The organism is Microbispora sp. CA-102843 (assembly GCF_050936215.1).
Taxonomy (GTDB): domain Bacteria; phylum Actinomycetota; class Actinomycetes; order Streptosporangiales; family Streptosporangiaceae; genus Microbispora.
Window position 1 is genome coordinate 5,209,580 of record NZ_JBNJNF010000001.1, and the last position, 22,757, is coordinate 5,232,336.

Annotated in this window: 16 protein-coding genes; 5 read left to right on the top strand and 11 right to left on the bottom strand. The window is 71.6% G+C overall.

Features of this window, described 5'->3' with window-relative positions; all coding sequences use genetic code 11:
• Positions 1-12: 12 nt before the first annotated feature.
• From ACQEVJ_RS24280 to dnaK, 7 genes are all read right to left on the bottom strand, one after another.
• Positions 13-2,013 carry an erythromycin esterase family protein gene (locus ACQEVJ_RS24280; protein ID WP_433104673.1) on the bottom strand — a complete coding sequence of 667 codons (2,001 nt, stop codon included), beginning with the start codon at positions 2,011-2,013 and terminating at the stop codon, positions 13-15.
• Positions 2,014-2,071: 58 nt separating this feature from the next.
• A complete protein-coding gene (locus ACQEVJ_RS24285; protein WP_433104675.1) occupies positions 2,072-4,039 on the bottom strand; it encodes an amino acid transporter in 1,968 nt (655 codons plus the stop codon).
• Positions 4,040-4,102: 63 nt separating this feature from the next.
• Positions 4,103-6,721, bottom strand: coding sequence for an ATP-dependent chaperone ClpB (gene clpB, locus ACQEVJ_RS24290; RefSeq protein WP_433104677.1), 2,619 nt, complete (start codon positions 6,719-6,721; stop codon positions 4,103-4,105).
• On the bottom strand, positions 6,712-7,023 hold the full coding sequence (locus tag ACQEVJ_RS24295) for a chaperone modulator CbpM (protein ID WP_433104679.1): 312 nt from the start codon (positions 7,021-7,023) through the stop codon (positions 6,712-6,714). The genes clpB and ACQEVJ_RS24295 overlap by 10 nt, the downstream gene beginning before the upstream one ends.
• On the bottom strand, positions 7,020-8,033 hold the full coding sequence (locus ACQEVJ_RS24300; protein ID WP_433104681.1) for a DnaJ C-terminal domain-containing protein: 1,014 nt from the start codon (positions 8,031-8,033) through the stop codon (positions 7,020-7,022). Before ACQEVJ_RS24300 ends, ACQEVJ_RS24295 begins: the two co-directional genes overlap by 4 nt.
• Positions 8,034-8,046: 13 nt before the next feature.
• Complete coding sequence (locus ACQEVJ_RS24305) at positions 8,047-8,541, bottom strand: nucleotide exchange factor GrpE (protein ID WP_433104683.1); 495 nt, start codon at positions 8,539-8,541, stop codon at positions 8,047-8,049.
• 18 nt (positions 8,542-8,559) lie between these two features.
• Entirely contained in the window at positions 8,560-10,464 is a 1,905-nt protein-coding gene (gene dnaK, locus ACQEVJ_RS24310) for a molecular chaperone DnaK (protein ID WP_433104685.1), read from the bottom strand.
• A gap of 308 nt (positions 10,465-10,772) precedes the next feature.
• Between dnaK and ACQEVJ_RS24315 the strand changes: the two genes are divergently transcribed.
• Both ACQEVJ_RS24315 and ACQEVJ_RS24320 read left to right on the top strand, forming a co-directional pair.
• Positions 10,773-11,510: an SRPBCC family protein gene (locus ACQEVJ_RS24315; protein WP_433104687.1), complete on the top strand. Its 738-nt coding sequence runs from the start codon at positions 10,773-10,775 to the stop codon at positions 11,508-11,510.
• Positions 11,511-11,519: 9 nt separating this feature from the next.
• Entirely contained in the window at positions 11,520-12,689 is a 1,170-nt protein-coding gene (locus ACQEVJ_RS24320) for a zinc-dependent alcohol dehydrogenase (protein WP_433104689.1), read from the top strand.
• A 68-nt stretch (positions 12,690-12,757) separates the two neighbouring features.
• Here ACQEVJ_RS24320 and ACQEVJ_RS24325 read toward each other — a convergent pair whose 3' ends face one another.
• Positions 12,758-13,360: a hypothetical protein gene (locus ACQEVJ_RS24325; RefSeq protein ID WP_433104691.1), complete on the bottom strand. Its 603-nt coding sequence runs from the start codon at positions 13,358-13,360 to the stop codon at positions 12,758-12,760.
• 62 nt (positions 13,361-13,422) lie between these two features.
• Positions 13,423-14,979, bottom strand: coding sequence for a serine/threonine protein kinase (locus tag ACQEVJ_RS24330; protein WP_433104693.1), 1,557 nt, complete (start codon positions 14,977-14,979; stop codon positions 13,423-13,425).
• 274 nt (positions 14,980-15,253) lie between these two features.
• Between ACQEVJ_RS24330 and ACQEVJ_RS24335 the strand changes: the two genes are divergently transcribed.
• Complete coding sequence (locus ACQEVJ_RS24335; RefSeq protein WP_433104695.1) at positions 15,254-16,399, top strand: SRPBCC family protein; 1,146 nt, start codon at positions 15,254-15,256, stop codon at positions 16,397-16,399.
• A gap of 90 nt (positions 16,400-16,489) precedes the next feature.
• Here the strand turns inward: ACQEVJ_RS24335 and ACQEVJ_RS24340 are convergent, their stop codons facing one another.
• Positions 16,490-16,912: a CBS domain-containing protein gene (locus ACQEVJ_RS24340; RefSeq protein WP_433104697.1), complete on the bottom strand. Its 423-nt coding sequence runs from the start codon at positions 16,910-16,912 to the stop codon at positions 16,490-16,492.
• A 649-nt stretch (positions 16,913-17,561) separates the two neighbouring features.
• Here ACQEVJ_RS24340 and ACQEVJ_RS24345 point away from each other — a divergent pair.
• Positions 17,562-19,082 carry a ricin-type beta-trefoil lectin domain protein gene (locus ACQEVJ_RS24345; protein WP_433104699.1) on the top strand — a complete coding sequence of 507 codons (1,521 nt, stop codon included), beginning with the start codon at positions 17,562-17,564 and terminating at the stop codon, positions 19,080-19,082.
• A 5-nt stretch (positions 19,083-19,087) separates the two neighbouring features.
• Entirely contained in the window at positions 19,088-21,853 is a 2,766-nt protein-coding gene (locus ACQEVJ_RS24350) for an AbfB domain-containing protein (protein WP_433104701.1), read from the top strand.
• An 84-nt stretch (positions 21,854-21,937) separates the two neighbouring features.
• On the opposite strand, the gene ACQEVJ_RS24355 is transcribed toward ACQEVJ_RS24350, so the two are convergent.
• Entirely contained in the window at positions 21,938-22,738 is an 801-nt protein-coding gene (locus tag ACQEVJ_RS24355; RefSeq protein WP_433104703.1) for a helix-turn-helix transcriptional regulator, read from the bottom strand.
• Positions 22,739-22,757: the final 19 nt, after the last annotated feature.

Genomic DNA, 22,757 nt, shown 5'->3' on the forward strand with positions numbered 1-22,757 from the left:
GCCGTCCGGACCTCAGACCGCCACCGGGTAGGTCTCGGGGACCTCTCCGCGCTCCCAGCGGGCCGTGCGCTCCAGGGGCTCAAGCGCGCCGGTCTCGTCGATGTGGATCACCGCGTCGAACTGGTCGGGCAGGCGGGTCTGGAAGTAGTGGCTCTGCCGCTCGGTGGCCGGACGGTAGACGACGCCGATGGCCCGTTCGAGCAGCGCCCTGCGCAGCAGGTCCGCCGCGTCTGCCGAATGCGTGAAGTCGACCAGGAACTCCTTGTGCCCGACCTCGTGGAACAGCTCCTCGACCGAATCGGGCAGCGCCGGGCGCACGTTCTTCCGCTCGGCCGGGCCGCCCCAGCCGTCGGCCGCCGTGACGGTGCCGGTGTAGGTGGTGAAGCCGATGAGCCGGCAGTCCTCCGGGTTGTGCTCGCGCACCAGCCGGCCGAGGCTGAGCTCGCCGCGCGCGCCCATCTCCGTCGCCCACGCGTCGCCGAGGTGGGAGTTGTGCGCCCACACCACGATCCTCGCCGGCTCGCCGCGCTGCCAGCCGAGGTGCTCGGCCAGCGCGAACAGGGTGTCGGCCATGTGCCGGTCGCGCAGGTTCCACGACGACACCCGGCCGCCGAACATCGTGCGGTAGTACCGCTCCGCGGCCGCCACCACGGCGGCGTTCCGCTCGGCGTGGAAGAACTCGTCCTCACCGAGCAGTCCCTGTGCCCGCTGGTAGCGCAGCGCGTTGCGCTGGAGGTCGACGAGCTGGTCGATCACCCGCCGCTCGCACGACTCCCCCGCGCCGAAGGCGGCGGCGAAGCCGTACGCCTGCCCGTCGTCGCCTTCGCTGTGGTCGAAGCAGGAGTAGCGGTCGCGGGCCCGTTCCGCGGCGCCCGGGTCCACCCTCTCCAGGTACGCGACGACCTCGTCGGCGGACCGGTGCAGGCTATAGAGGTCGAGCCCGTAGAACCCGGCCCGCGCCCGCTCGTCGAGCCGCTCGTTGTGCTCGCGCAGCCACCCGGCGAACTCCAGCACGTCGGCGTTCCGCCACATCCACCCCGGGAAGCGCTGGAAGCCGCGGAGCGCCTCCTCGGCGGTCGCGTCGTCGCCGCGCCCCCGTACGTACCGGTTCACCCGGTACGCGTCGGGCCAGTCGGCCTCCACCGCCACGGCGACGAAGCCCTTCTCCTCGATGAGCCGCCGCGTCATGCGGGCGCGCGCGGCGTAGAACTCGTGGGTGCCGTGCGACGCCTCGCCGATCAGCACGAACCGCGCGTCGCCGACGATGTCGAACAGCACCTCGTCCGAGGGCACGCCGTCCTGTGCGGGCACGAGCTCCGAGCGCAGGATCGCGAGGTCGGTCCGGGCGGGCGGGGTCCAGGCCCGCGCCGAGGCCGCCGCGCGGAGGAGCCTGCGCACCTCCTCGTCGGCGGTCTGGGTGAAGTTCCAGTACGTCTCCCCCACGGAGAAGAAGGGCGTGGGCGTGGTCGCGCAGACGACCTCGTCCACCAGGGTGGACAGCTCCTGGCAGGTGGACTCCGGCGCGGCCGGCACGGCGACCACGATCCGGGCCGGCCCCCGCTGCCGGACGGCGCGTACGGCGGCGCGCATGCTCGCCCCGGTCGCCAGCCCGTCGTCCACCATGATCACGATCTTGCCGCTCAGATCCGTGGCGGGCGTGTCGCCCCGGTAGGCCCGCTCCCGCCTCGCCAGCTCGCGGGCCTCCCGCTCGGCGACCTGCCGGACCGTGTCGGACTGGATGCCGAGCCCCCGGACGACGTCCTCGTCGAGCACGATCACCCCGCCGCCGGCGATCGCCCCCATGGCGAGCTCCTCACGGCCGGGCGTGCCGAGCTTGCGGACCAGGAGCAGGTCGAGCGGGTGGCCCAGGCCGGTCGCCACCTCGTACGCCACCGGCACGCCCCCGCGCGGCAGGGCGAGGACGACGACGTCGGGCAGCCCGCGGTAGTGGCCGAGGAGCCCCGCGAGCACCCGGCCCGCGTCCCGGCGATCCGAAAACAGGCGATCAGTCATGAGCCTCGCCTCCCGGTCGCGCAGCCGAATACCCCTCTCCCAGCAGCGCAAACACGACCTATCCGACGTGGACCCTGGGACGGCGCTCGGGATCGGGCTCGGCCTCCCTGAGCACCTCCCGGGTGAACCACGGGACGTCCCCGACGCCGAACACCAGGTAACGCAGCATGGCGGCGACGGGATTCTCCTCGGCCCAGTGGAAGTAGATGTGCGGCATCCTGCCGAAGCGGTCGCGGATGTAGAGCAGCAGGACGGCCAGCGCGTTGGGGATCGTGGAGCTGTCCAGCCGCAGGACGCGGTGCCCGAACCGCTCCTCGCCCCGGACGTGGAGCTCGCTTTCGAACTCGGAGGCGTCCGGGACCGTGGCCTCGACGAACAGCACCGGTGTGGCGGGGGCCAGCCGGTGGTTGCGCCACTGCTCGCGCACCTTCCCTTCGTACTCGGCCCGGTCGCGCCGCTGCGGATCGTTGGCGATCAGGCGGATCTCGTCGCCGCGCGCCTCGCGAAGGAACCGCTCCGCGAGGGGGTCGAGGACCACGCGGGTGACCCGCAGCTCGGTGGACCTGGTCGCGCGGGAGATCAGCGAGGTGATCACGATGGCGGCGATGAACAACGACGCGATCTTGACACCGTCGGGGCGCTCGAACACGTTGGCCACCAGCGTGTACGCGAGGACGAGGGCGACGACCGCGAACGCCGCGGTCGCCGGGCGCCGGCGGCGCCGGTGGACCGTGAACGTGACCGCGACGGCCGCCGAGAGGATCAGCACGAGGACTCCGGTGGCGTACGCCCCGCCCTGTGCCGTCACGCTCGCGCGGAAGACGACGGTGATGGCGAACGCGACGGCGGTGAAGACCAGGACCAGCGGCCGGACGGCCCGCGTCCAGTCGGGGGCCATCCCGTATCGGGGCAGGTAACGGGGAACGAGATTGAGCAGGCCCGCCATGGCGGACGCGCCGGCGAACCACAGGATCGCGATCGTGCTCACGTCGTAGAGCGTGCCGAACCCGTTCCCCAGGTAGGCATGGGCCAGGTACGCCAGGGCCCGGCCGTTGGCCCTGCCGCCCTCCCGGAACTCCCGCAGCGGGATCAGCATGCTCGTGACGAAGCTGCTGGCGATCAGGAAGACGCTCATGACCAGGGCGACGGTCGTGAGCAGCCATCTGGCGCCACGGATCCGGCCCGGCAGCTCGCCCTTGATCAGCGGCATCACCGCCACACCGGTCTCGAACCCGGACAGGCCGAGGGCGAGCTTGGGCATGACGAGCAGGGACAGGGCGAGCACGGCCGCCGGTCCGCCGTGCATGGTGAGCATGGCCTGCGTCCAGCCGATCGCCGGGGCCGGGTGCCCGGCGAGGTGGAGCACGGCCACCACGACCACCACCGCGTTGAGCGCCAGGTAGGCGGCCACGAGGACGACGGCGAGGCCGATCGCCTCGCTGAACCCCAGCAGGAACACGCCGCCGAGCAGCGCCAGCAGGCCGATCGTCACGGCGATCTGGTGCCCCTGCAGGGCGCGGGGCACGAAGGGGTTCTCCAGGATGTGGGCCGTCGCGTCGGCCGCCGACAGCGTCATCGTGATCACGAAGTCGGTGGCCGCGAACCCGAGCAGGACGAGGACGAACAGCTTGCCCCACCACCTCGGGGCGAGCCGCTCCAGCATCGCGACCGACCCCTGGCCGTACGGGCTCTCGACCGCCACCCGCCTGTAGACGGGCAGCGCGCCGAACAGCGTCAGCAGGACGAGGAACAGGGTGGCGACGGGTGCCAGGAGGCCCGCCGCGAGCACGGCGATCCCGGGCTGATAACCGAGCGTGGAGAAGTAGTCGAGACCGGTGAGGCACATGACCCGCCACCACGGATGCCGCCGGTGCGGCACTTCCGCCGCGTGGGGCCCGGCGGGCAGCACGTCCTCGTGCCGCAGCCCCTCCAGGAGCCACGAGCGGACGCCGTACCCGGCCGCCGTGACGGGCCCCCCGCGTGTGCCTCTGTGCCCCCGGTCGTGCCGGCGCGTGTCCGCGTCCACCTCGGCTGATCAGCCGATCCCCGCCGGGCGCGGGACGATCTTGGACACCTGCGGCGGCACCGGTCAGCCCTCCGGGTTCTCGTACGCGACGACCAGGTCCCCGCCGGACAGTTCCACCCGGATGGTCGCGCCGTCCCTGACGTCGCCGGCGACCAGCGCCCGCGCGATCCGGGTCTCCACCTCGCGGGCGATGTAGCGGCGCAGCGGGCGGGCTCCGTAGATCGGGTCGAACCCGCGCTCGGCGACGCGGCGGACCGCCTCCGGGCTGATCTCCAGCGTCATCCGGCGCTCGGCGAGCCGCGCCCTGATGTCGTCGAACATCAGCTTGACGATCTGCTCGATCTCGACCTCGGTGAGCGGCTTGAACAGCACGATGTCGTCGATGCGGTTGAGGAACTCGGGACGGAACCGGGCGCGCAGCTCCGCCATGACCATCTCGCGCACCTCCGGGTCGATCTCGCCCGACGGCGCCGCCTTCTCGCTGAGGTACTGCGAGCCGATGTTGGACGTCATGATGATCACGGTGTTGCGGAAGTCGACCGTACGCCCCTGGGCGTCGGTGAGCCGCCCGTCGTCCAGCACCTGCAGCAGGGTGTTGAACACGTCCGTGTGCGCCTTCTCGATCTCGTCGAAGAGCACCACGGAGTAGGGCTTGCGCCGCACGGCCTCGGTGAGCTGACCGCCCTCCTCGTAGCCGACGTACCCGGGCGGGGCGCCGACGAGGCGGCTGACGGTGTGGCGCTCCTGGTATTCGCTCATGTCGACGCGGACGATGTTCTCCTCCGTGTCGAACAACGCCTCGGCCAGGGCCTTGGCCAGCTCGGTCTTGCCGACTCCGGTCGGCCCGAGGAAGATGAACGACCCGACAGGGCGGCGGGGGTCCTTGATCCCGGAGCGCGCCCGGATGATGGCGTCGGCCACCGCCCGCACGGCCTCGTCCTGGCCGATCACCCGCTGGTGCAGGATCTCGTCGAGCCGCAGCAGCTTCTCCCGCTCGCCTTCCTGCAGGCGGCTGACCGGGATCCCGGTCCACCGCGACACGATCCCGGCGATCTCCTCCTCGGTCACCACCTCGCGCAGCAGCCGGTGCCCGCCCTGCTTGCTCTCCAGCTGCTCCTCCGCCGCCCGCAGCCTGCGCAGCAGCTCCGGAAGCCTGCCGTGCCGCAGCTCGGCCGCGCGGTTCAGGTCGTACACGCGCTCGGCCTGCTCGGCCTCCCGGCGTACGCTCTCGATCTCCTCGCGCAGCTGCTGCACGCGGCGCAGGGCGTGCCGCTCGGCCTCCCACTGGGCCCGCATGGCGTCCGCCTCGGCCCGCAGGTCGGCCAGCTCCTTGCGCAGCGCCTCCAGCCGCCGCCCGCTCGCGGGGTCGTCCTCCTTGGCCAGCGCCGCCTCCTCGATCTCCAGCCGCGTCACCCGGCGGGTCAGCTCGTCCAGCTCGGCGGGCATCGAGTCGATCTCCGTACGCAGCATGGCGCACGCCTCGTCGACCAGGTCGATCGCCTTGTCGGGGAGGAATCGGTCGGAGATGTAGCGGTGGCTCAGCACCACCGCGGCGACGATCGCGCCGTCCTGGATCTTCACGCCGTGGAAGACCTCGAGCCGCTCGCGCAGCCCGCGCAGGATGGAGATGGAGTCCTCGACCGACGGCTCGTCGACGAAGACGGGCTGGAAGCGGCGCTCCAGCGCGGCGTCCTTCTCGATGTGCTTGCGGTATTCCCCCACGGTCGTCGCGCCGATCATGTGCAGCTCGCCGCGGGCCAGCATCGGCTTCAGCATGTTTCCGGCGTCCATCGCCCCCTCGGCGGCGCCCGCGCCGACCACCGTGTGCACCTCGTCGACGAACAGCAGGATGCGCCCCTCGGACGCCGTCACCTCGGTGAGCACGGCCTTCAGCCGCTCCTCGAACTCGCCGCGATACTTGGCCCCCGCGACGAGCGCGCCCATGTCCAGGCTGAAGATCGTCTTGTCCTTCAGGCCCTCCGGCACGTCGCCGCGCGCGATGCGCTGCGCGAGGCCCTCCACGATCGCCGTCTTGCCCACGCCCGGGTCGCCGATCAGGACCGGGTTGTTCTTGCTCTTGCGGGACAGGATCTGGACGACCCTGCGGATCTCGCCGTCCCGCCCGATGACCGGCTCGAGCTTGTCCGCCCGCGCCGCGGCGACGAGGTCGCGCCCGTACTTCTCCAGCGCCTCGTACGCGACCTCCGGGTTGGCGGAGGTCACCCGCTGGTTCCCGCGCACCTGCGTCAGGACCTGGAGGAAGCGCTCACGGGTCAGCCCGTGCCCCTTGAGCAGCCGGCCCGCCGCGCTCTCGACGCCTTCGTCCAGCAGCGCCGTCAGCAGGTGCTCGACCGACACGTACTCGTCCTTCAGCCGGCCGGCCTCCCGCTCGGCGGCGTCGAGCAGCCGGGACAGCCTCTGGGTGACGTAGACCTGGCCGGGGGCGGCGCCGGGGCCGGTGACGCGGGGCCGCCGCTCCAGCTCGTGCTCCAGTTCGAGCCGGAGCTTGTCCGGGTCGGCGCCCGTGGCGGACAGCAGGCGCGGGACGAGTCCCTCGGGCTGCCGGATCAGCGCCAGCAGCAGGTGCTCCCCGTCGACCTCGGTGTGCCCGAAGCGGGTCGCCGCGGTCTGGGCGTCGTGCAGGGCCTCCTGCGACTTCTGCGTCAGGCGGTTCAGGTCCACGATCTGTCTCCGGTCGTCCTCGTACGGCTGCGCAGAGCCGCCTCCAGCTCCGCGATGCGGTCCAGGAGGTCTGTCACGAGGCCGAGGGAGGCGTAGTTGACGGCGAGCCCCGCGTGCAGGCGCTGAAGGCGGCCCGCCGCGACGACCTGGGCGGGCGGGAAGCACAGACCGCCCGAGGAGTCGGTCCGGGCGTCGATCAGCCCGAGCGCCACCAGGCGGCGCACCAGCTCCGGGTGCAGCCCCGTGGCCCGGGAGAAGGACTCCAGATCGAGGTGGGCGGGCCGGACGAGCGGATACGTCATGACGGGCTCCTCGGGGTGGACGCCGAGATCCTGGCCAATTGCTCGTACAGGCGGCGCTCCTCGTCGCCGAGCGTGGGCGGCACCATGATCCGAACCTCGGCCAGCAGGTCTCCGGGCCTGCCGTGCGGGTTCGGCATGCCCTGTCCGCGCAGGCGCAGGCGGCGCCCGGACGAGGTGCCGGGCGGCACCTTGACCTTCGCCTCCCCGCCGGGCGTGTCGACCGCGACGGTCGCCCCCAGCGCGGCCTCCGACGGCGTCAGCGGGAGGCGGACGTGGATGTCGCGCCCCTCCAGCCGGTAGCGCGGGTGGTCGGCGATCCGCACGATCAGGTACAGGTCGCCCGCCCTGGCGCCGTCGTCGCCCGCGCCGCCCTGGCCCGCGAGCCGGATCCGCTGGCCATCTGTCACCCCCCGGGGGATGTTCACGTTGAGAGTCCGCCCGCCTCCCGGGCCGGGGATCGTGATGCTCCGCCGGCCGCCGCGGTAGGCATCCTCGACCGTGAGCGGCAGCTCGGCCTCCTGGTCGGCGCCGGGCACCGGGCCCCAGCCGCGGCCGGCGGCATGGCCCGCAGTGCGGCCGGCCGTGCGACCGGCCGTCCGGCGTCCCCGCCCGGCGAAGATGCCGCCGAGAAGGTCGTCGAGGTCGATGCCCTCGAAGCCCTCGCCGGTGGTGAAGCGGATCTCCTCCCCGCCGGGTCCGCGGGCCCAGCCGGGTCCGGGACCCGCCGGGCCCGGTCCTGCCCCGGCGTGGGCACGGGCGTACGCCGCCGGGTCCACACCCTCGGGCACGCGGCGGAAGTCCGGCCCGAACGCGTCGTACCGCCGCCGCGTCTCGGGGTCCGACAGCACCTCGTACGCCTCCGAGACCTCCTTGAAGCGGTCCTCGGCGTCCGGCGAGTGGTTGACGTCGGGATGGCAGGCACGGGCCAGCTTCCGGTAGGCCCGCTGGATCTCGTCCTGATCGGCCGTCCTCGGGACGCCCAGGATCTCGTAGAAGTCGCGCTCCGCCATCACTCGCCGGCCATCACTCGTCGGCTTTGGTGGAGACGACGACGGAGGCCGGGCGCAGTTGCAGCCCGCCCTCGCCGTAGCCGGGCCGTACGACCTCGACGACGGTGCCGGGGTCGGCGTCCGGGACGGCGACCGTGCTGACGGCCTCGTGCCTGGCGGGGTCGAACCGCGTGCCCACGTCGTCGCTGCGCGGGAAGCCGAGGCGCGCGAGCACGCCGACCGCCTGGTCGCGGACGGCCCGGACCCCCTCGATCACCGCGTCGGCGTCGGCGCCCGCGTGCTTGAGCGCGAGTTCGAGGTTGTCGATCACCGGCAGCCACTCCGCCGCGACGCGCGTGCGCTCGTCGATCCGCTGCCGGTCCATGTCGCGCGCGACCCGCTTGCGGAGGTTGTCGAGCTCGGCGACGGCGCGCAGCCACCGGTCCTCCAGCTCGGCGAGCTTGTCCACAGCGGACTCCTCGACGGCCTGCTCGGGCTCCGGAGGTGGTGTCTCGTTCGGCTCGGTCATGTCACGTCACGCCAAGGGCTATTCGGGGCTGGTGAACTCGGCGTCGATGACGTCCTCGTCCGAGGGGCCGGCGGCGGACTGCCCGGGCCGGGACCGCGCCTGGTCCTGTCCCTGGGAGTGGCCGGAAGCGGCGGACGCCGCCACGCCGAGGCCGTGGTAGACCTGCTGCAGCTCCGCGGTCAGGCCACGTAGCCGTTCTGCGGGCACCTCCTCCTTGACCGCCCCACGCGCCTCCATGATCAGCTGCTCGGCCCGCGCCTTCTCGTGCACCGGGACCGCCTCGCCCAGCTCGGACAGCCGGCGTTCCACCTGGTAGGCGACCGAGTCCAGCTCGTTGCGGGCGTCGATCGCGGCGCGCAACCGGGCGTCCTCGGTGCGGTGCCGCTCGGCGTCGGCGATCATCCGGTCGATCTCGCTCCTGTCCAGGTTGGAGCTCTCGCTGATCGTGATGCGCTGCTCGGCGCCGGTGTCCTTGTCCTTGGCGGAGACGTTCAGGATGCCGTTGGCGTCGATGTCGGTGGTGACCTCGATCTGCGGCACCCCGCGCGGCGCGGGCCGGATGTTCTCCAGCCGGAACCGGCCGAGCACCCGGTTGTCCGCGGCGCGCTCGCGCTCGCCCTGCAGGATGACGACGTCCACGGCCGACTGGTTGTCGTCCGCCGTGCTGAAGACCTCCGTACGGCGGGCCGGGATCGTGGTGTTCCGCTCGATGATCTTCGTCATCACACCGCCGAGCGTCTCGACGCCAAGCGACAGAGGAGTGACGTCGAGCAGCACGACGTCCTTCAGCTCGCCCTTGATGATGGCCGCCTGAACGGCCGCGCCGACGGCCACGACCTCGTCCGGGTTGACCGTCATGTTCGGTTCCTTGCCGGTCAGCCGCCGCACCAGTCGCTGCACGGCCGGCATACGGGTGGAGCCGCCGACGAGGATCACCTCGTCGAGGTCGTTGGTGGTCAGTTTCGCGTCGGCCATGGCCTGCTCGACGGGGCCCCGGCAGCGTTCGAGCAGGTCATGCGTGATCTGCTCGAACGTCGAGCGCATGAGCGCGGTGTTCAGGTGCTTGGGGCCGGTCGCGTCGGCCGTGATGAACGGCAGGTTGACCTGCGTCTGCGTGACCGCCGACAGCTCCACCTTGGCCTTCTCCGCGGCCTCGAACAGCCGTTGGAGGGCCTGCGGATCGCGCCGCAGGTCGATGCCCTGCTGGTTGTGGAACTCGTCGGCCAGGTGGTCGACGATGCGCCGGTCGAAGTCGTCGCCGCCCAGGTGGGTGTCGCCCGACGTGGCGCGGACCTCGATGACGCCCTCGCCGATGTCGAGGATGCTGACGTCGAACGTGCCCCCGCCCAGGTCGAACACGAGCACGGTCTCGTTGCCCTTCTTGTCCAGGCCGTACGCCAGGGCCGCCGCGGTCGGCTCGTTGATGATCCGCAGGACCTCCAGTCCGGCGATCTTGCCGGCGTCCTTGGTGGCCTGGCGCTGGGCGTCGTTGAAGTAGGCGGGCACCGTGATGACGGCCTCGTTGACCTTCTCCCCCAGGAACTTCCCGGCGTCCGAGGCCAGCTTGCGCAGCACGAAGGCGGCGATCTCCTCCGGCGCGTACGGCTTGTCGCGCACGTCGAACCGCACGGCGCCGTCCGGGCCCGGCACGACGTCGAACGAGACCGCCTTGATCTCGCTCTGCACCTCGTCGAACTTGCGCCCCATGAAGCGCTTGGCCGAATAGATCGTGCCCTTCGGGTTCAGGATCGCCTGGCGTCTGGCCATCTGGCCCACCAGCACCTCACCCTGGTCCGTGAACGCCACCACCGAGGGAGTCGTACGCGACCCCTCGGCGTTCGGGACGACCGTCGGATGCGCGTCCTCGGTGGCCGCGATGACCGAGTTCGTCGTACCGAGGTCGATGCCCACCGCCTTGGCCATGTCTTCATCCCCCTCCCGGCGGGAGGACGCCTGCCGGCCTCGCCACGTTCTCCGCAGGTCTTCTCGCCTGCCGATGGGGCCGGAGCAATCGGAACTCACGGCTCGTCCCCTCGTGCCACACCAATAAACCGGTGGCTACCTCGCCTGAGCCGTCTCAGACCAGGCCGTTGGAACGCCGGACGAGGAGCACCGGGCCGCCGCGCCCCTGGGGTGTCGGGCCGCGAATCGCGGGTACGGTATGACCGCTTCGTCACCGTATATCACTGATCATCACGTACGTTCCAAGCGGGGAGCGAGGCGAAGCCGACATGACCGGAAGACATCAGCGCGCGTCCGAGCGGCTTTCCCGGGCGCTGTCCGGCGCGATGGAGCGGGTGGGTCCCGCCCTCGAACGCGTACGGCTCGCCGCGCCGTCCGCCGTCAGGCGAATCGGCCGCCCGGCGGCGGTGGCGGGAGCGGCCGCCGCCACCGGAGCCGGTGCATACGCGGCGGCGCGGGCATGCGGCAGGCGTCCCGAGGCCGGACCAGGTGAGGGCATGGACCTGCACGCCGCGATCACAGTGAAATGCCCCCGCGACCAGGTGTACCGGTTCTGGCACCGGTTCGAGCAGTTGCCGAGATTCATGACACACGTGGAATCGGTGACGACGGTCGACGGCATCACCCACTGGACGGCCAGGGGCCCCGCCGGGATGGCGGTCGAGTGGGACGCGAAGATCGTCGAGGATCTCCGGGACGAGGTGATCTCCTGGCGCTCGACGAGCACCGCCCTGGTGCCGAACAGCGGAACCGTGCGGTTCTGCGAGGCGCCCGGCGGGCGCGGCACCGAGATTCGGGTCCACCTGCGGTACGACCCGCCCGGAGGCAAGGCCGGCCTCGTCGTCGCCAGGCTGCTGGGCGAGCACCCCGAACAGCAGGTGCGCGACGACCTGCGCCGGTTCAAGCAGGTCATGGAGACCGGCGAGGTCGTCCGGTCGGAGGGCAGCCCGGAAGGCACCCGGGCGCTGCGGCAGTTGAGACGGCGTCCGGCCCAGCCGGTGCGGTGAGGAGTCGCCATGAAGGCCAACTGCTGGATGGGCCGCGGCAACGTCGAGGTTCGCGAGGTGCCCGACCCGCGGATCCTGAACGGCCACGACGCCGTCGTGCGGGTCACCTCGACCGCCATCTGCGGCTCCGACCTGCACCTGTACGACGGGTTCGTCCCCACCATGAAGAAGGGCGACGTCCTCGGCCACGAGTTCATGGGCGAGGTCGTGGAGGTGGGCCCCGACGTGCGGAACCTCCACGTCGGCGACCGCGTGGTCGTCCCCTTCCCGATCGCCTGCGGCCGCTGCGCCGCCTGCGAACTCGGCCTCTACTCGGTGTGCGAGAACTCCAACCCGAACGCCGGCCTGGCGGAGAAGTTCCTGGGTCACTCCCCCGCCGGCGCCTTCGGCTTCTCCCATATGCTGGGCGGCTATCCCGGCGGCCAGGCGGAGTACGCCCGCGTGCCGTTCGCGGACGTCGGCCCGATCAAGATCGAGGACGGGCTGGCGGACGAGCAGGTGCTGTTCCTGTCCGACATCCTGCCCACCGGGTGGATGGGCGCCGAGATGTGCGACATCAAGCCCGGCGACGTCATCGCCGTGTGGGGAGCGGGACCGGTCGGCCAGTTCGCCGTCGCCGGCGCCTACCTCATGGGCGCGGAGCAGGTCGTCTGCATCGACCGCTTCGCCTACCGCCTGCGGATCGCCGAGCGCGCGGGCGCGACGACGCTCGACTACGAGGAGGTCGACGTCAGGGACGCCCTGCTCGACCTGACCGCGGGCCGCGGGCCCGACGCGTGCATCGACGCCGTCGGCATGGAGGCCCACTACGCCAACCCGGCGCTGTACGCCTACGACCGCACCAAGCAGGCGACGCACCTGGAGACCGACCGGCCGTACGCCCTGCGCGAGGCCGTCATGTCCTGCAGGAACGGCGGGATCGTGGCGGTGATCGGGCTCTACGCCGGCTTCGTCGACAAGTTCCCGATGGGCGCGGTCATGAACCGGTCGCTGACGCTGAAGGCCGGCCAGTGCCACGTGCAGCGCTACCTGAAGCCGCTGCTCGCGCGGATCCGCGAGGGCGACATCGACCCGAGTTTCGTGATCACCCACCGTCTGCCGCTCGCCGAGGCCCCGCGCGGCTACCAGATGTTCAGGGACAAGCAGGACGAGTGCAACAAGGTCGTCCTGACGCCGTGAGCCTGCCGGGGATCGCGAGGAGGGTGGCGCTCGCGGCAACCGTCGAGGGCCGGACCGCCATTCAGCGGCTACTCGTCGTCATCGCTCGGGTTCCGAAGCTCCTTGTACATGTCCCTGCACTGCTTCGTACGCATGTCGTCCGGGGCGCACAGCCGCAGGTCCAAGGCGAGGTCGACCGTGCGCTGACGGCCGGCGGAGGTGTAGAAGACGCGAACGCCCCCGGCTCGCGCGGTGGCGTCGCCGGTCTTCCCGTACTGCAGCCCGAGCTCCGTGCGGAGGATGTCGTCTCCGCTCCTTCCGCAGATCGTGGTGACGGCGGGGCTGCGGGCCGGGAAGCCGAGCTCGGTCAGAGGCTGCTCGGCTTCGCCGAGCATGGCACGCGTACGGCTCTGCAGCCGGGAGGAGAACGCCTGCAGGATGATGCCGCCACTCGGGTCGATCAAGTCGATCTTGTCGATGACGACAGAACCGGGCCGATCCAGGCACATCACCCAGCCCCCAAGGGAGTAGGGCCGATCGGCCACGGTGTCGGGCAGCACGACACCGATCGAGGCGGTCTCGCCCGTGTCGGGGTCCTCGTCGAGGAGCAGCCGCGGGCCCTCACCCGCACAGCCGGCCGTCATGACCGCGATGATGACGGCCGGCGCGATCAGGCGAATGAGGGCACGCATCAGCGGATCTCTCCACTTCGATTTCCTCGTCCTCTGCTGGGCGGAGGGGCACGACCCGGCGGTCAGCGGTACGTGTAGCAGTAGTTCGACTTGCCCTTGAACCGGTGGAAGGCCTTCGGGTCGTGGAAGCGCCAGCGGCAGCCCGCGTCGCGCTGACTCTGGGTGAGGTACATGGTGTCGCCCTTCCGCTTGACGCAGTAGGCGCCGGGCGTGGGCGTCTCCCGGTACTCGACCCACTCCCAGCCGAGGCTGACGCAGTACTCGGTGAAGTGCCCGGGGCCCAGCTCCACGAGCCGCCTGGCCGGCGTCGGCGAGGGCTTCGCCGGCTTGGAGGCCGGAGAATCGGCGGGGACCGGCGCGGTCGTCTTCGAGCGGCGGACGGTCGGCCGTGCCGTGACCGTCCTCGTCGGGGCCGGCCGGGTGACGTCCGGCCTGGCCGTGGACCGGCTCACCCGCGGCCGGGGTGAGGAGGCGGGTGACGCGGATGGCGAGGCGGCGGTGGGCGGCGAGGTCTCGGGCGGAGACGAGCCGCCGCCGGTGTCCGCCGAGGAGGCCGGGGCCGTGCCCGCCGCCGCCGCCCGCTCCGTCCCGGAGGCGCCGGTCCCCGCGGACGGCAGATGCAGAGACGGCAGCAGCGCGACGGCGGCGGCCACCGTGGCCGCCACGGCCACGACCACGGCCGCGATGGCGGCCCGGACCCGCCTGCGCCGGCCGCCGCCCGGTACGGTGACCGGCCCGGCGGCCGGCCCTGACGCCGCGGACGGCACAGCGAGCGCGGCGGATACGGCCGGTGGGACCGGTGCGGCCTGCGGGTCGTGGCGCGGGCGTACGAGGCGGTCGAGGATCTCCCGCGCGGTCGGCCGCTGTCCCGGGTCCTTGGCGAGGCAGGCCGCGAGCAGGTCGCGCAGCGGCGCCTCGATCCCCTCCAGGTCGGGCTCCTGGTTGAGGATCCTGTTGATGATGGCGGGGATGGCGTCGGCGCCGAACGGCGGACGGCCGGTGGCGGCGAACGCGATGGTGGACGCCCAGGCGAACACGTCGAGGGCGAAGCCGAGCTCACCGGCCGAGAGCTGCTCGGGCGCCATATAGGCGGGAGTTCCCACGACCTGGCTGGTCATCGTGCTCGTGTTGGCGAGGGCGCGGGCGATCCCGAAGTCGATGACCCGCGGCCCGTCCGGTCCGATCAGCACGTTGTGCGGTTTGAAGTCCCGGTGGACCACCCCGGCGTCGTGCAGGGCGACCAGAGCCGTCGCCGTGCCGATGGCAAGCCGTTCGAGCGCGCCGCCCGACAACGGCCCCCCCGCGGCCACCAGCTGGCTCAGGGGAGGCCCCTGGACGTACTCGCTCACGATGTACGGCCGGCTTCCGTCCATGCCGGACTCCAGCACCTGGGCCGTGCAGAACCTGGCGACCCTGCGGGCGAGCTCCGCCTCGCGGGTGAAGTCGGCGCGGGCCGCGGCGTCCTGGCCGAGCCGCGCGTGGAAGAGCTTGACGGCCACGAGATCGCCGGACTCCGCCTCGCCGAGGTAGACGACGCCCTGCCCTCCCTCGCCGATCCTGCCGGTGATGCGGTAGGAGCCCAGACGTGCGGGATCGCTCGGCTCCAGCGGCTGCGGCATGACTCTCCGGTGGGTCGGGGGCACGTACGGCACCCCAAGTATCCCGCCGAAGATCGCCGACAGGCCCCGGTTCGACGAAGATCAGGCGAGCGGGCCGCCGGGCCTATGCCGGAACGAGCCCGGTTTCCGCCTTTCTCCAGACCTGGTGAGCTTCGCCGTCGACTGGGTAGGGCGGCGGCGAACAGGCGAACAAGGGGGAATCGCCATGGTCGTCACCACTCGTCCAAGGCAGGACCGGTCCCAGAACATCATCGTGGTCCGGCAGGCGCCATCGATGTCCCGTACGATCTCCGCGGCAGGGCTCGGCGCCGTCGGCGGGATGATCACCGAGTATCTGTTCGATCCCGAGCTCGGCCGGACTCGCCGTACTCGGGTCCGCGACAAGGGTGTCCACCTGACGCACGAATTCAGAAACGCCACCAGAGCAGTCGTCTGCGACGGCTTCAACCGGAGCCGGGGCGTCGTCAAGAGCATCCGCTACCGCACCGGCGGGCGGAACGTCGACGACGAGGTTCTCCACGAGCGTGTGCGCGCCGAACTGGGCCGTTACGTCCGCCACCCGCACGCGGTGGAAGTCCGCGTCGAGAGCGGCCGGGTGACCCTCACCGGTGACCTGCTCGAGAAGGAGAGCCGGCGGGCGTGCCGGGCGGTGGCGTCCATACCCGGCGTCAAGACGGTGAACGCGAACTGGACCACCCACCGCGATGCCACGGGAGTGCCCCGGTTGCAGGGAGAAGGCGGGCCGCGGGGACCGGTGCCCGAACTCCTCCAGCAGCGGTGGTCGCCGGCCTCCAGGTTCCTTACCGGCCTGGCCGCCGCACTCGTCTGGTCGCTGTCCGGACGGCTGCCCCGGCCGCTCGGCTACCTGCTGCGCGCCGGTAGTGCCGTACTGGCGCTCCGCGCCGCGACGAACCTGCCGCTGACGCGTCTCACCGGGATCGGAGCAGGGCGTCGCGCGATCGACATCCAGGACGCGATTACGGTGAACGCGCCGGCCCAGGAGGTCTGGCCGCTGCTGAGCGACTACAGCCTTTTCACCCGTTTGATGCCCGACGTGCTGGAGGTACGGCGCTCCGCCGATGGCCTGCGATCCCACTGGTCGGTCGCCGGGCCCGCCGGGGTGCCCATCCGTTTCGAGGCCGTGGAGACGATGCGGGAAGAGGGCCGGAGGATCGCCTGGAAGACCGTCGAAGGGCAACTGATCGCCCATACCGGCACGCTCGACCTGACCCCGGAGAACACCGGCCGGAGCCGTATCCAGGTCCAGCTCACCTACAACCCGGTGTTCGGCGCGGTCGGTCACGCGATGGCGGTGCTCTTCGGCGCCGATCCCGCACACAAGCTGCAGGCGGACCTGCTGCGACTGAAGTCGGTCATCGAGGCGGGCAGGTCACCGGTCAGCGCCGGCCCGCGCGCGTGAGCACCGTGCCTGCAGCCGGCGGTATCCCGTCACGTGGTCGATCATCTCGACACCGCCGCACCGTTCGAGGGCCCGATGGTCATGATGGGCTCAGATGTTGGGCGGTGCGGCGCTGATATCCGAGAGCGCCGAGGATGGATCTCGCTCCAGTGCCAGGTCACCGAGCGAGACGACGCCCACGGGTCGCCCCTCCTCGACCACCGGGATCCGGCGAATCGCCTTGTGGCGCATGAGGTGCAGAGCCTGGGTGGCGTCCTGGTCAGGGGTTACGGTGGCCAGGTCGGAACTGCTGCAACACGCGCCCACGGGCGTTTCGGTCAGGTCGCGGGACTCCGCGACCGCGCGGACCACGATGTCCCGGTCGGTCATCACACCGTAAAGCCGGTCATCTTCTGTGACCAGCACATCCCCGATATTGTGCTCGCGCATGAGCCTGGCCGCTTGCACGACGCTGGCATCTCTGGGGACGGTGACCGGGGCAGGAGTCATGACTTCGCGTACCAGCTGTGACATCTTCCGCCCTCCTGCTCATCGCCTGCCTGCACGCATCGGCCGGTCCTAACCGCCCGACCCAGCCTCTTCAGCCCCTGTGGACCGCCCGGCAGGGCATGCGGCCTCCCCCACCGGTCTCTCACCGGTGAGCCAGGGCGCGGATCTCCTCGCGGCGCCGATCGAGGTCGACCTGGGCGAGTGCGCCGACCAGCCACGCGAAGCGCTCCGACTCCTCGGACTTGGCCAGTTCGGCCAAGTCTTCGACGGTGCGGGCCAGCCCGAGCTTGCGGGACGCGGTCAGCGCCCGCCGATCGGCGAACGGCCCCCCTCAGGCCACACCACCTGCGCCAGCACCTCGGCCCGCTGCCCGTACGGCGAGGCCGCTCTGTGCTACGCCTACCCCGCGCCCCCGCTTCGAACCCGTCACCCGGCCGGGCGGGGGGTTCTTCTGCGGCACGTCTCCTTCGGCCGTATGGAAACGCTCTCCCATTCAGGCCCGCAGCCCGCGATCGGGCGGCGGCCGACGTCCCGCGCCCTTCCACTCCCGTGCAGCGAAGATCAAAGACGGGATGTGTTGGGAAATGTTGGGTCTTGACGGACGGTCATACCACTGTAAAGGTTCTTTTCAGAGAGCGCTCTCACGCCTCGTCCACCCCCCAGAAGGACTGCCGTGAGACTCACCGTGCTGACCGGCGCGGCGGTGTTCGCCGTCGTGCTCGTCCTCCCCTCCGTGTCCGCGCACGCGTCCCCCTCCCCCGTCCCCCGGCCGGATCCCGCCGCCACGACGGCGACGATGCAGCAGGCGCTGCAGCGCGACCTGCACCTGACTCCCGAGCAGGCGCGGGTCCGCCAGACGCACGAAGCCGCGGCGGCGGCCGTCGAACGGCGCGTCCGCGCCGAGCTCGGCGACCGCTTCGCCGGCGCCTGGTACGACCCCGCGCAGCAGCGCCTGGCCGCCGGTGTCCTTGACGCGGGCGACGCCGAGCGCGTGCGCGCGGCGGGCGCCGTGCCCGTCTCCGTGAAGCGCGGCGACAGGCAGTTGAACGCCGTCAAGGCCACGCTCGACCGGGCCGCCGGCAGCGCCGGCACCGGCGTCTACGGCTGGTACGTCGACCCGGCCGCCAACGCGGTCGTCGTGTCGGCCACCGACCAGGCCACGGCGGCGGAATTCGTGCAGGCCGCGTCCGCGGACGCCGCGGCGACGCGGATCGCCGTCGCCCAGGCACCCCGCCTCGTCTACGACATCCGAGGCGGCGACCAGTACGTGATCAACGGCAACGTGCTGTGCTCCGTCGGATTCTCGGTGAACAACGGCGGCTTCGTCACCGCCGGGCACTGCGGGCGCGCCGGCAATCCCACGCTGGGATACAACAACGTCGCCCAGGGCACCTTCGCCGCCTCGTCGTTCCCCGACAACGACTACGCCTGGGTGCGCACCAACGGCGACTGGACCCCGCGCCCCTGGGTCAACAACTACGGCGGCGGCACCGTCTCGGTGGCCGGCTCCCAGGAGGCCCCCGTCGGGGCGTCGATCTGCCGCTCCGGGCGCACCACCGGCTGGCGCTGCGGGGTCGTCCAGGCCAAGAACGTGACCGTGAACTACTCCGGCTCACTGGTCTACGGGCTCACCCAGACCAGCGCCTGCGCCGAGGGGGGCGACTCGGGCGGCGCCTACATGTCCGGCGACCAGGCCCAGGGGGTCACCTCCGGCGCTGCCGGGAACTGCTCCACCGGTGGCACCACCTTCTTCCAGCCGGTCAACGAGATCCTCGGCGCGTACGGCCTGAGCCTGACCACCACGGGCGGCGCCACGAGCGCGCTGATCAGCAGCCTCAACAACAAGTGCATCGACGTGCCCAACTCCAACTTCAGCGACGGCGTCGCGCTGCAGATGTACACCTGCAACGGCACCAATGCCCAAAGGTGGACGTTCACCGGCGGCACGCTGCGCACGCAGAACAACCTGTGCATGGACGTGGCCTGGGGGTCAAGGGACAACGGCGCCGTGATCCAGATCGCCTGGTGCAGCGGCAACCCCGCTCAGCAGTTCGTGCTCAGCGCGGCCGGCGACCTGGTCAATCCGCAGTCCAACAAGTGCGTCGACATCGACGGCTGGAACCCGAACGACGGCGCCCGGCTGATCCAGTGGGAGTGCCACGGCGGCGCCAACCAGAAGTGGCGGCGGGGCTGATGCCGATGATCCGACTTCGCCGGATTCTCGCCGCGGCGACCGCCCTCCTGCTCACGGCGGCCTGCCTGATCCTGACCGCGCCCGCCGCGTCCGCCGCCGTCTGGCAGCCGAAGACGCCGCCCCTGTCCACGCCCTGGACCGCCCAGGTGTCCCCCGCCAACGCCCTGCCCGACTATCCGCGTCCCCAGCTCGTCCGGCCCGACTGGCTCAACCTCAACGGCGTGTGGGAGTTCGCCGGCGCGCCGAACCTCGACTCGCCCCCGATCGGCCGGACGCTGGCGGAGGGCGTGCTCGTGCCGTACCCGATCGAGTCCGCTCTGTCGGGGATCAAGCGCCACGAGGACACCATGTTCTACCGGCGCGCCTTCACCGTCCCGTCCGGCTGGACCGGACGCCGGGTGGTGCTCAACTTCGGGGCGGTCACCTGGGAGACGCGGGTGTGGGTGAACGGCACCCAGGTCGGCCGGCACACCGGCGGCTACGACGCCTTCTCCTTCGACATCACCTCCGCCCTGCGGTCCGGCGACAACGAGCTGATCGTCGGGGTGTCCTCGCCCATCGACGGCAGCACGTTCCCGATCGGCAAGCAGCGCCGCAATCCGAGCGGCATCTGGTACACCGCGTCGTCGGGCATCTGGCAGACGGTGTGGCTCGAACCGGTGAACGCCGCCCACGTCACCCGGCTCGACACCACGCCCGACGTGCCCGCCGGGGTCCTGGACCTCGTCGTGCAGGGCACCGGCGACCAGGCCAGGGCCGAGGTGCTGAGCGGCGGCACGGTCGTCGGGTCGGCCACCGGCGCGGTCGGGTCGCACATCCGCGTGCCCGTCCCCAACGCCCGCCTGTGGTCGCCGGACGACCCGTTCCTGTACGACCTGCGGGTGACGCTGACGGGCGCCGGCGGCGGCGACGTCGTGACCGGCTACTTCGGCATGCGGTCGATCGGCAAGGCGGTCGCGGGCGGTGGGCTGCGCCCGGTGCTGAACGGGAAGTTCGTGTTCCAGCTCGGCACCCTCGACCAGGGCTACTGGCCGGACGGGATCTACACCGCGCCGACGGACGAGGCGCTGCGCTTCGACCTGGAGCGGCAGAAGGCCCTGGGCTTCACGATGGTCCGCAAGCACATCAAGGTCGAACCCGCCCGCTGGTACTACTGGGCCGACAAGCTGGGACTGATGGTCTGGCAGGACATGCCCTCGCTCGACGCGGTGGACGCCACGCCGGAGCGCAGCCACGCCAACTACGAGTCCGAGCTGCGCAGGGTCGTCGAACAGCTCAAGGGCATCACGTCGATCGTGATGTGGATCCCGTTCAACGAGGGCTGGGGCGAGTACGACAACCAGCGCATCGTGGACCTGGTCCGCTCCGTCGACTCGACCAGGCTGATCAACCACGACTCCGGGTCGAACTGCTGCATCTCCGACCCTGAGCCGACCAACGGCGATGTGATCGACGACCACTGGTACCAGGTCCCCGGCGAGACCGACACCCGGCTTCCCTCGGCCACCCGGATCGCCGTGCTCGGCGAGTTCGGCGGCCTCGGCAGGCGCGTCCAGGGCCACGAGTACCAGCCAGGCGCCGGGTTCGCCTACGGCGACCTGTACCCCGACGAGGGGTCGCTGACCAACCGCTACGTCGAGGTCACCAGGCAGGTGGAGCGGCTCGTGCACACCCGCGGGCTGTCCGCCTCGGTCTACACCGAGCCGTACGACGTGGAGAACGAGGTCAACGGGTTCTACACCTACGACCGCCGGGTGCTGAAGATGACCGAGTCGCGCGTGCGGGAGGCCAACCGGCACCTGCTGGCGGTCGCGGCGGGCACCGACGTCCCCCGGGGCGAGCTGGTGTCGCTGCGGGTGACCACGCCCGGCTACACCGGCCGCTACCTGCGCCACCGGGACGGGCTCGCCCGCACCGACGTGATCGACGGCGGGAGCGCCGACCTGGCCAAGCAGGACGCGACGTTCTGGACGCGCCCGGGCCTGGCCGACTCCTCGTGCGTGTCGTTCGAGTCGCGCAACTTCCCGGGCGATTATCTGCGCCACTCGGACTACCGGCTGCGCAAGGACCGGCAGGACGGCACGGCCCTGTTCGCGGCCGACGCCACGTTCTGCCCGCGCGAGGGGCAGGGCGGTACCAGGCTGGAGTCCTACAACCTGCGCGGCTACTACATCCGCCACTACAACGAGCTCGTCTACATCGCGAAACAGGGCGGCGCCAACCCCTGGGACGCCGCGGCGGGCTTCGCCGCCGACACCACGTGGGCGGTGACCGTGCCCCTGTGGCGCAGCGGCGCCGACCTCCCCCTGGACCAGGCCCGCTCGTTCCGGGTCACCACGCCGGGGTTCACCGACCGCTACCTGCGGCACCAGAACAGCCTGGCCCGCACCGACGTGGTCACCAGCGGGAGCGACGCCCTGCTGAAGTCGGACGCCACCTTCGTCGTACGGCGCGGACTGGCCCAGCCGACCTGCTACTCGCTGGAGTCGCGCAACTATCCGGGCCGCTACCTGCGGCATGCCAACTTCCGGGTCCGCCTGGACGCCCCGGACGGCGGCGAACTGTTCCGCCGCGACGCCACCTTCTGCGCGCAGCCCGGCAGCACGCCGGGAAGCGTGCGCCTGGCGTCGCTCAACGAGCTGGGCGCCAACGTCCGGCACTACGCCGAGGAGGTCTGGGTCGCCTCAAGCGGCGGCGCGCATCCCTACGACAACCCCGCCTCGTACGCCGAAGACGTGAGCTGGGCCGCCACCGCCGCCTGGGCTCCATAACAGCAAGGCGAGCCGTCGTGCGGAGGACCCGCACGACGGCTCCCCCGCGGCCGGGCGTCTTCGGGAAAGCGGGTGCCCCGCTTCTCACCCGGCCACGGGGGTGTACACGACCAGGTGTAGATCGGGGTGGTCGGCGGGGGCCAGCCGGTGGTGCTCGAAGCGCACCATGCCCGCGACCGGATGCCTGAAGACCCGCTCGCGGGAGGTGAAGCCCTCGATGTGATGGCTCTGCCAGGCGTCGCGGAACGGTTCGCTGATCCGTAGCAGGCGCTGGATGACCGGCGAGTGGGCCAGGTCGCCGAGGCGCGGCCCGGCCTCGGCACGGAACTCGGCGAGGAACCGGCGGCTGGTGGTCTCCCAGTCGGGCAGCAGGTCGCGGACGTAAGGGTCGGTGAAGACCAGCCACAGCAGGTTGCGCTCGTCCGGTTCGGCCGCGGCCACGTTCGGATACAGCGTCGTGTAGGCGGCGTTCCACCCGCAGATCGTCCAGTCCGGGGCGATGGCGTAGGCCGGGAAGCCGACGAGCGCATCGAGGAGGCGCTGGACGTGAGCGGGAGCGGCGTGCTCGGACGGCCCCGCGGGCCGGCTGGGCTGCGGGGCGTATCCGGCCAGGGAGAGGACATAGGTGTGCTCGGCGGCGGTCAGGCGCAGGGTGCGGGCGAGCGCGTCCAGGACCTGGCGGGAGGGCTGGATGTCGCGGCCCTGCTCCAGCCAGGTGTACCAGGTGGCGCTGACCCCGGAGAGCGTGGCGACCTCCTCGCGGCGCAGGCCGCCCCGGCGACGGGGCCCGGCCGGGGGCAGGCCGACCGCGGTCGGGTCCAGACGCGTGCGCTTCGCGCGCAGGAAGCCGCCCAGTTCCATCCGCCGCTGTGGTGCCGTACCCATGGCAGTCAGGGTAGGTGCT

Excerpts from the sequence above, each read along its gene's own strand:
- ACQEVJ_RS24340 (WP_433104697.1), bottom strand. The coding sequence starts at position 16,912 with ATGTCACAGCTGGTACGCGAAGTCATGACTCCTGCCCCGGTCACCGTC.
- ACQEVJ_RS24280 (WP_433104673.1), bottom strand. The coding sequence starts at position 2,013 with ATGACTGATCGCCTGTTTTCGGATCGCCGGGACGCGGGCCGGGTGCTC.
- dnaK (WP_433104685.1), bottom strand. The coding sequence starts at position 10,464 with ATGGCCAAGGCGGTGGGCATCGACCTCGGTACGACGAACTCGGTCATC.
- ACQEVJ_RS24320 (WP_433104689.1), top strand. The coding sequence starts at position 11,520 with ATGAAGGCCAACTGCTGGATGGGCCGCGGCAACGTCGAGGTTCGCGAG.
- ACQEVJ_RS24330 (WP_433104693.1), bottom strand. The coding sequence starts at position 14,979 with ATGCCGCAGCCGCTGGAGCCGAGCGATCCCGCACGTCTGGGCTCCTAC.
- ACQEVJ_RS24350 (WP_433104701.1), top strand. The coding sequence starts at position 19,088 with ATGATCCGACTTCGCCGGATTCTCGCCGCGGCGACCGCCCTCCTGCTC.
- ACQEVJ_RS24295 (WP_433104679.1), bottom strand. The coding sequence starts at position 7,023 with ATGACGTATCCGCTCGTCCGGCCCGCCCACCTCGATCTGGAGTCCTTC.
- ACQEVJ_RS24325 (WP_433104691.1), bottom strand. The coding sequence starts at position 13,360 with ATGCGTGCCCTCATTCGCCTGATCGCGCCGGCCGTCATCATCGCGGTC.
- ACQEVJ_RS24355 (WP_433104703.1), bottom strand. The coding sequence starts at position 22,738 with ATGGGTACGGCACCACAGCGGCGGATGGAACTGGGCGGCTTCCTGCGC.
- ACQEVJ_RS24315 (WP_433104687.1), top strand. The coding sequence starts at position 10,773 with ATGACCGGAAGACATCAGCGCGCGTCCGAGCGGCTTTCCCGGGCGCTG.
- ACQEVJ_RS24335 (WP_433104695.1), top strand. The coding sequence starts at position 15,254 with ATGTCCCGTACGATCTCCGCGGCAGGGCTCGGCGCCGTCGGCGGGATG.
- ACQEVJ_RS24305 (WP_433104683.1), bottom strand. The coding sequence starts at position 8,541 with ATGACCGAGCCGAACGAGACACCACCTCCGGAGCCCGAGCAGGCCGTC.
- ACQEVJ_RS24300 (WP_433104681.1), bottom strand. The coding sequence starts at position 8,033 with ATGGCGGAGCGCGACTTCTACGAGATCCTGGGCGTCCCGAGGACGGCC.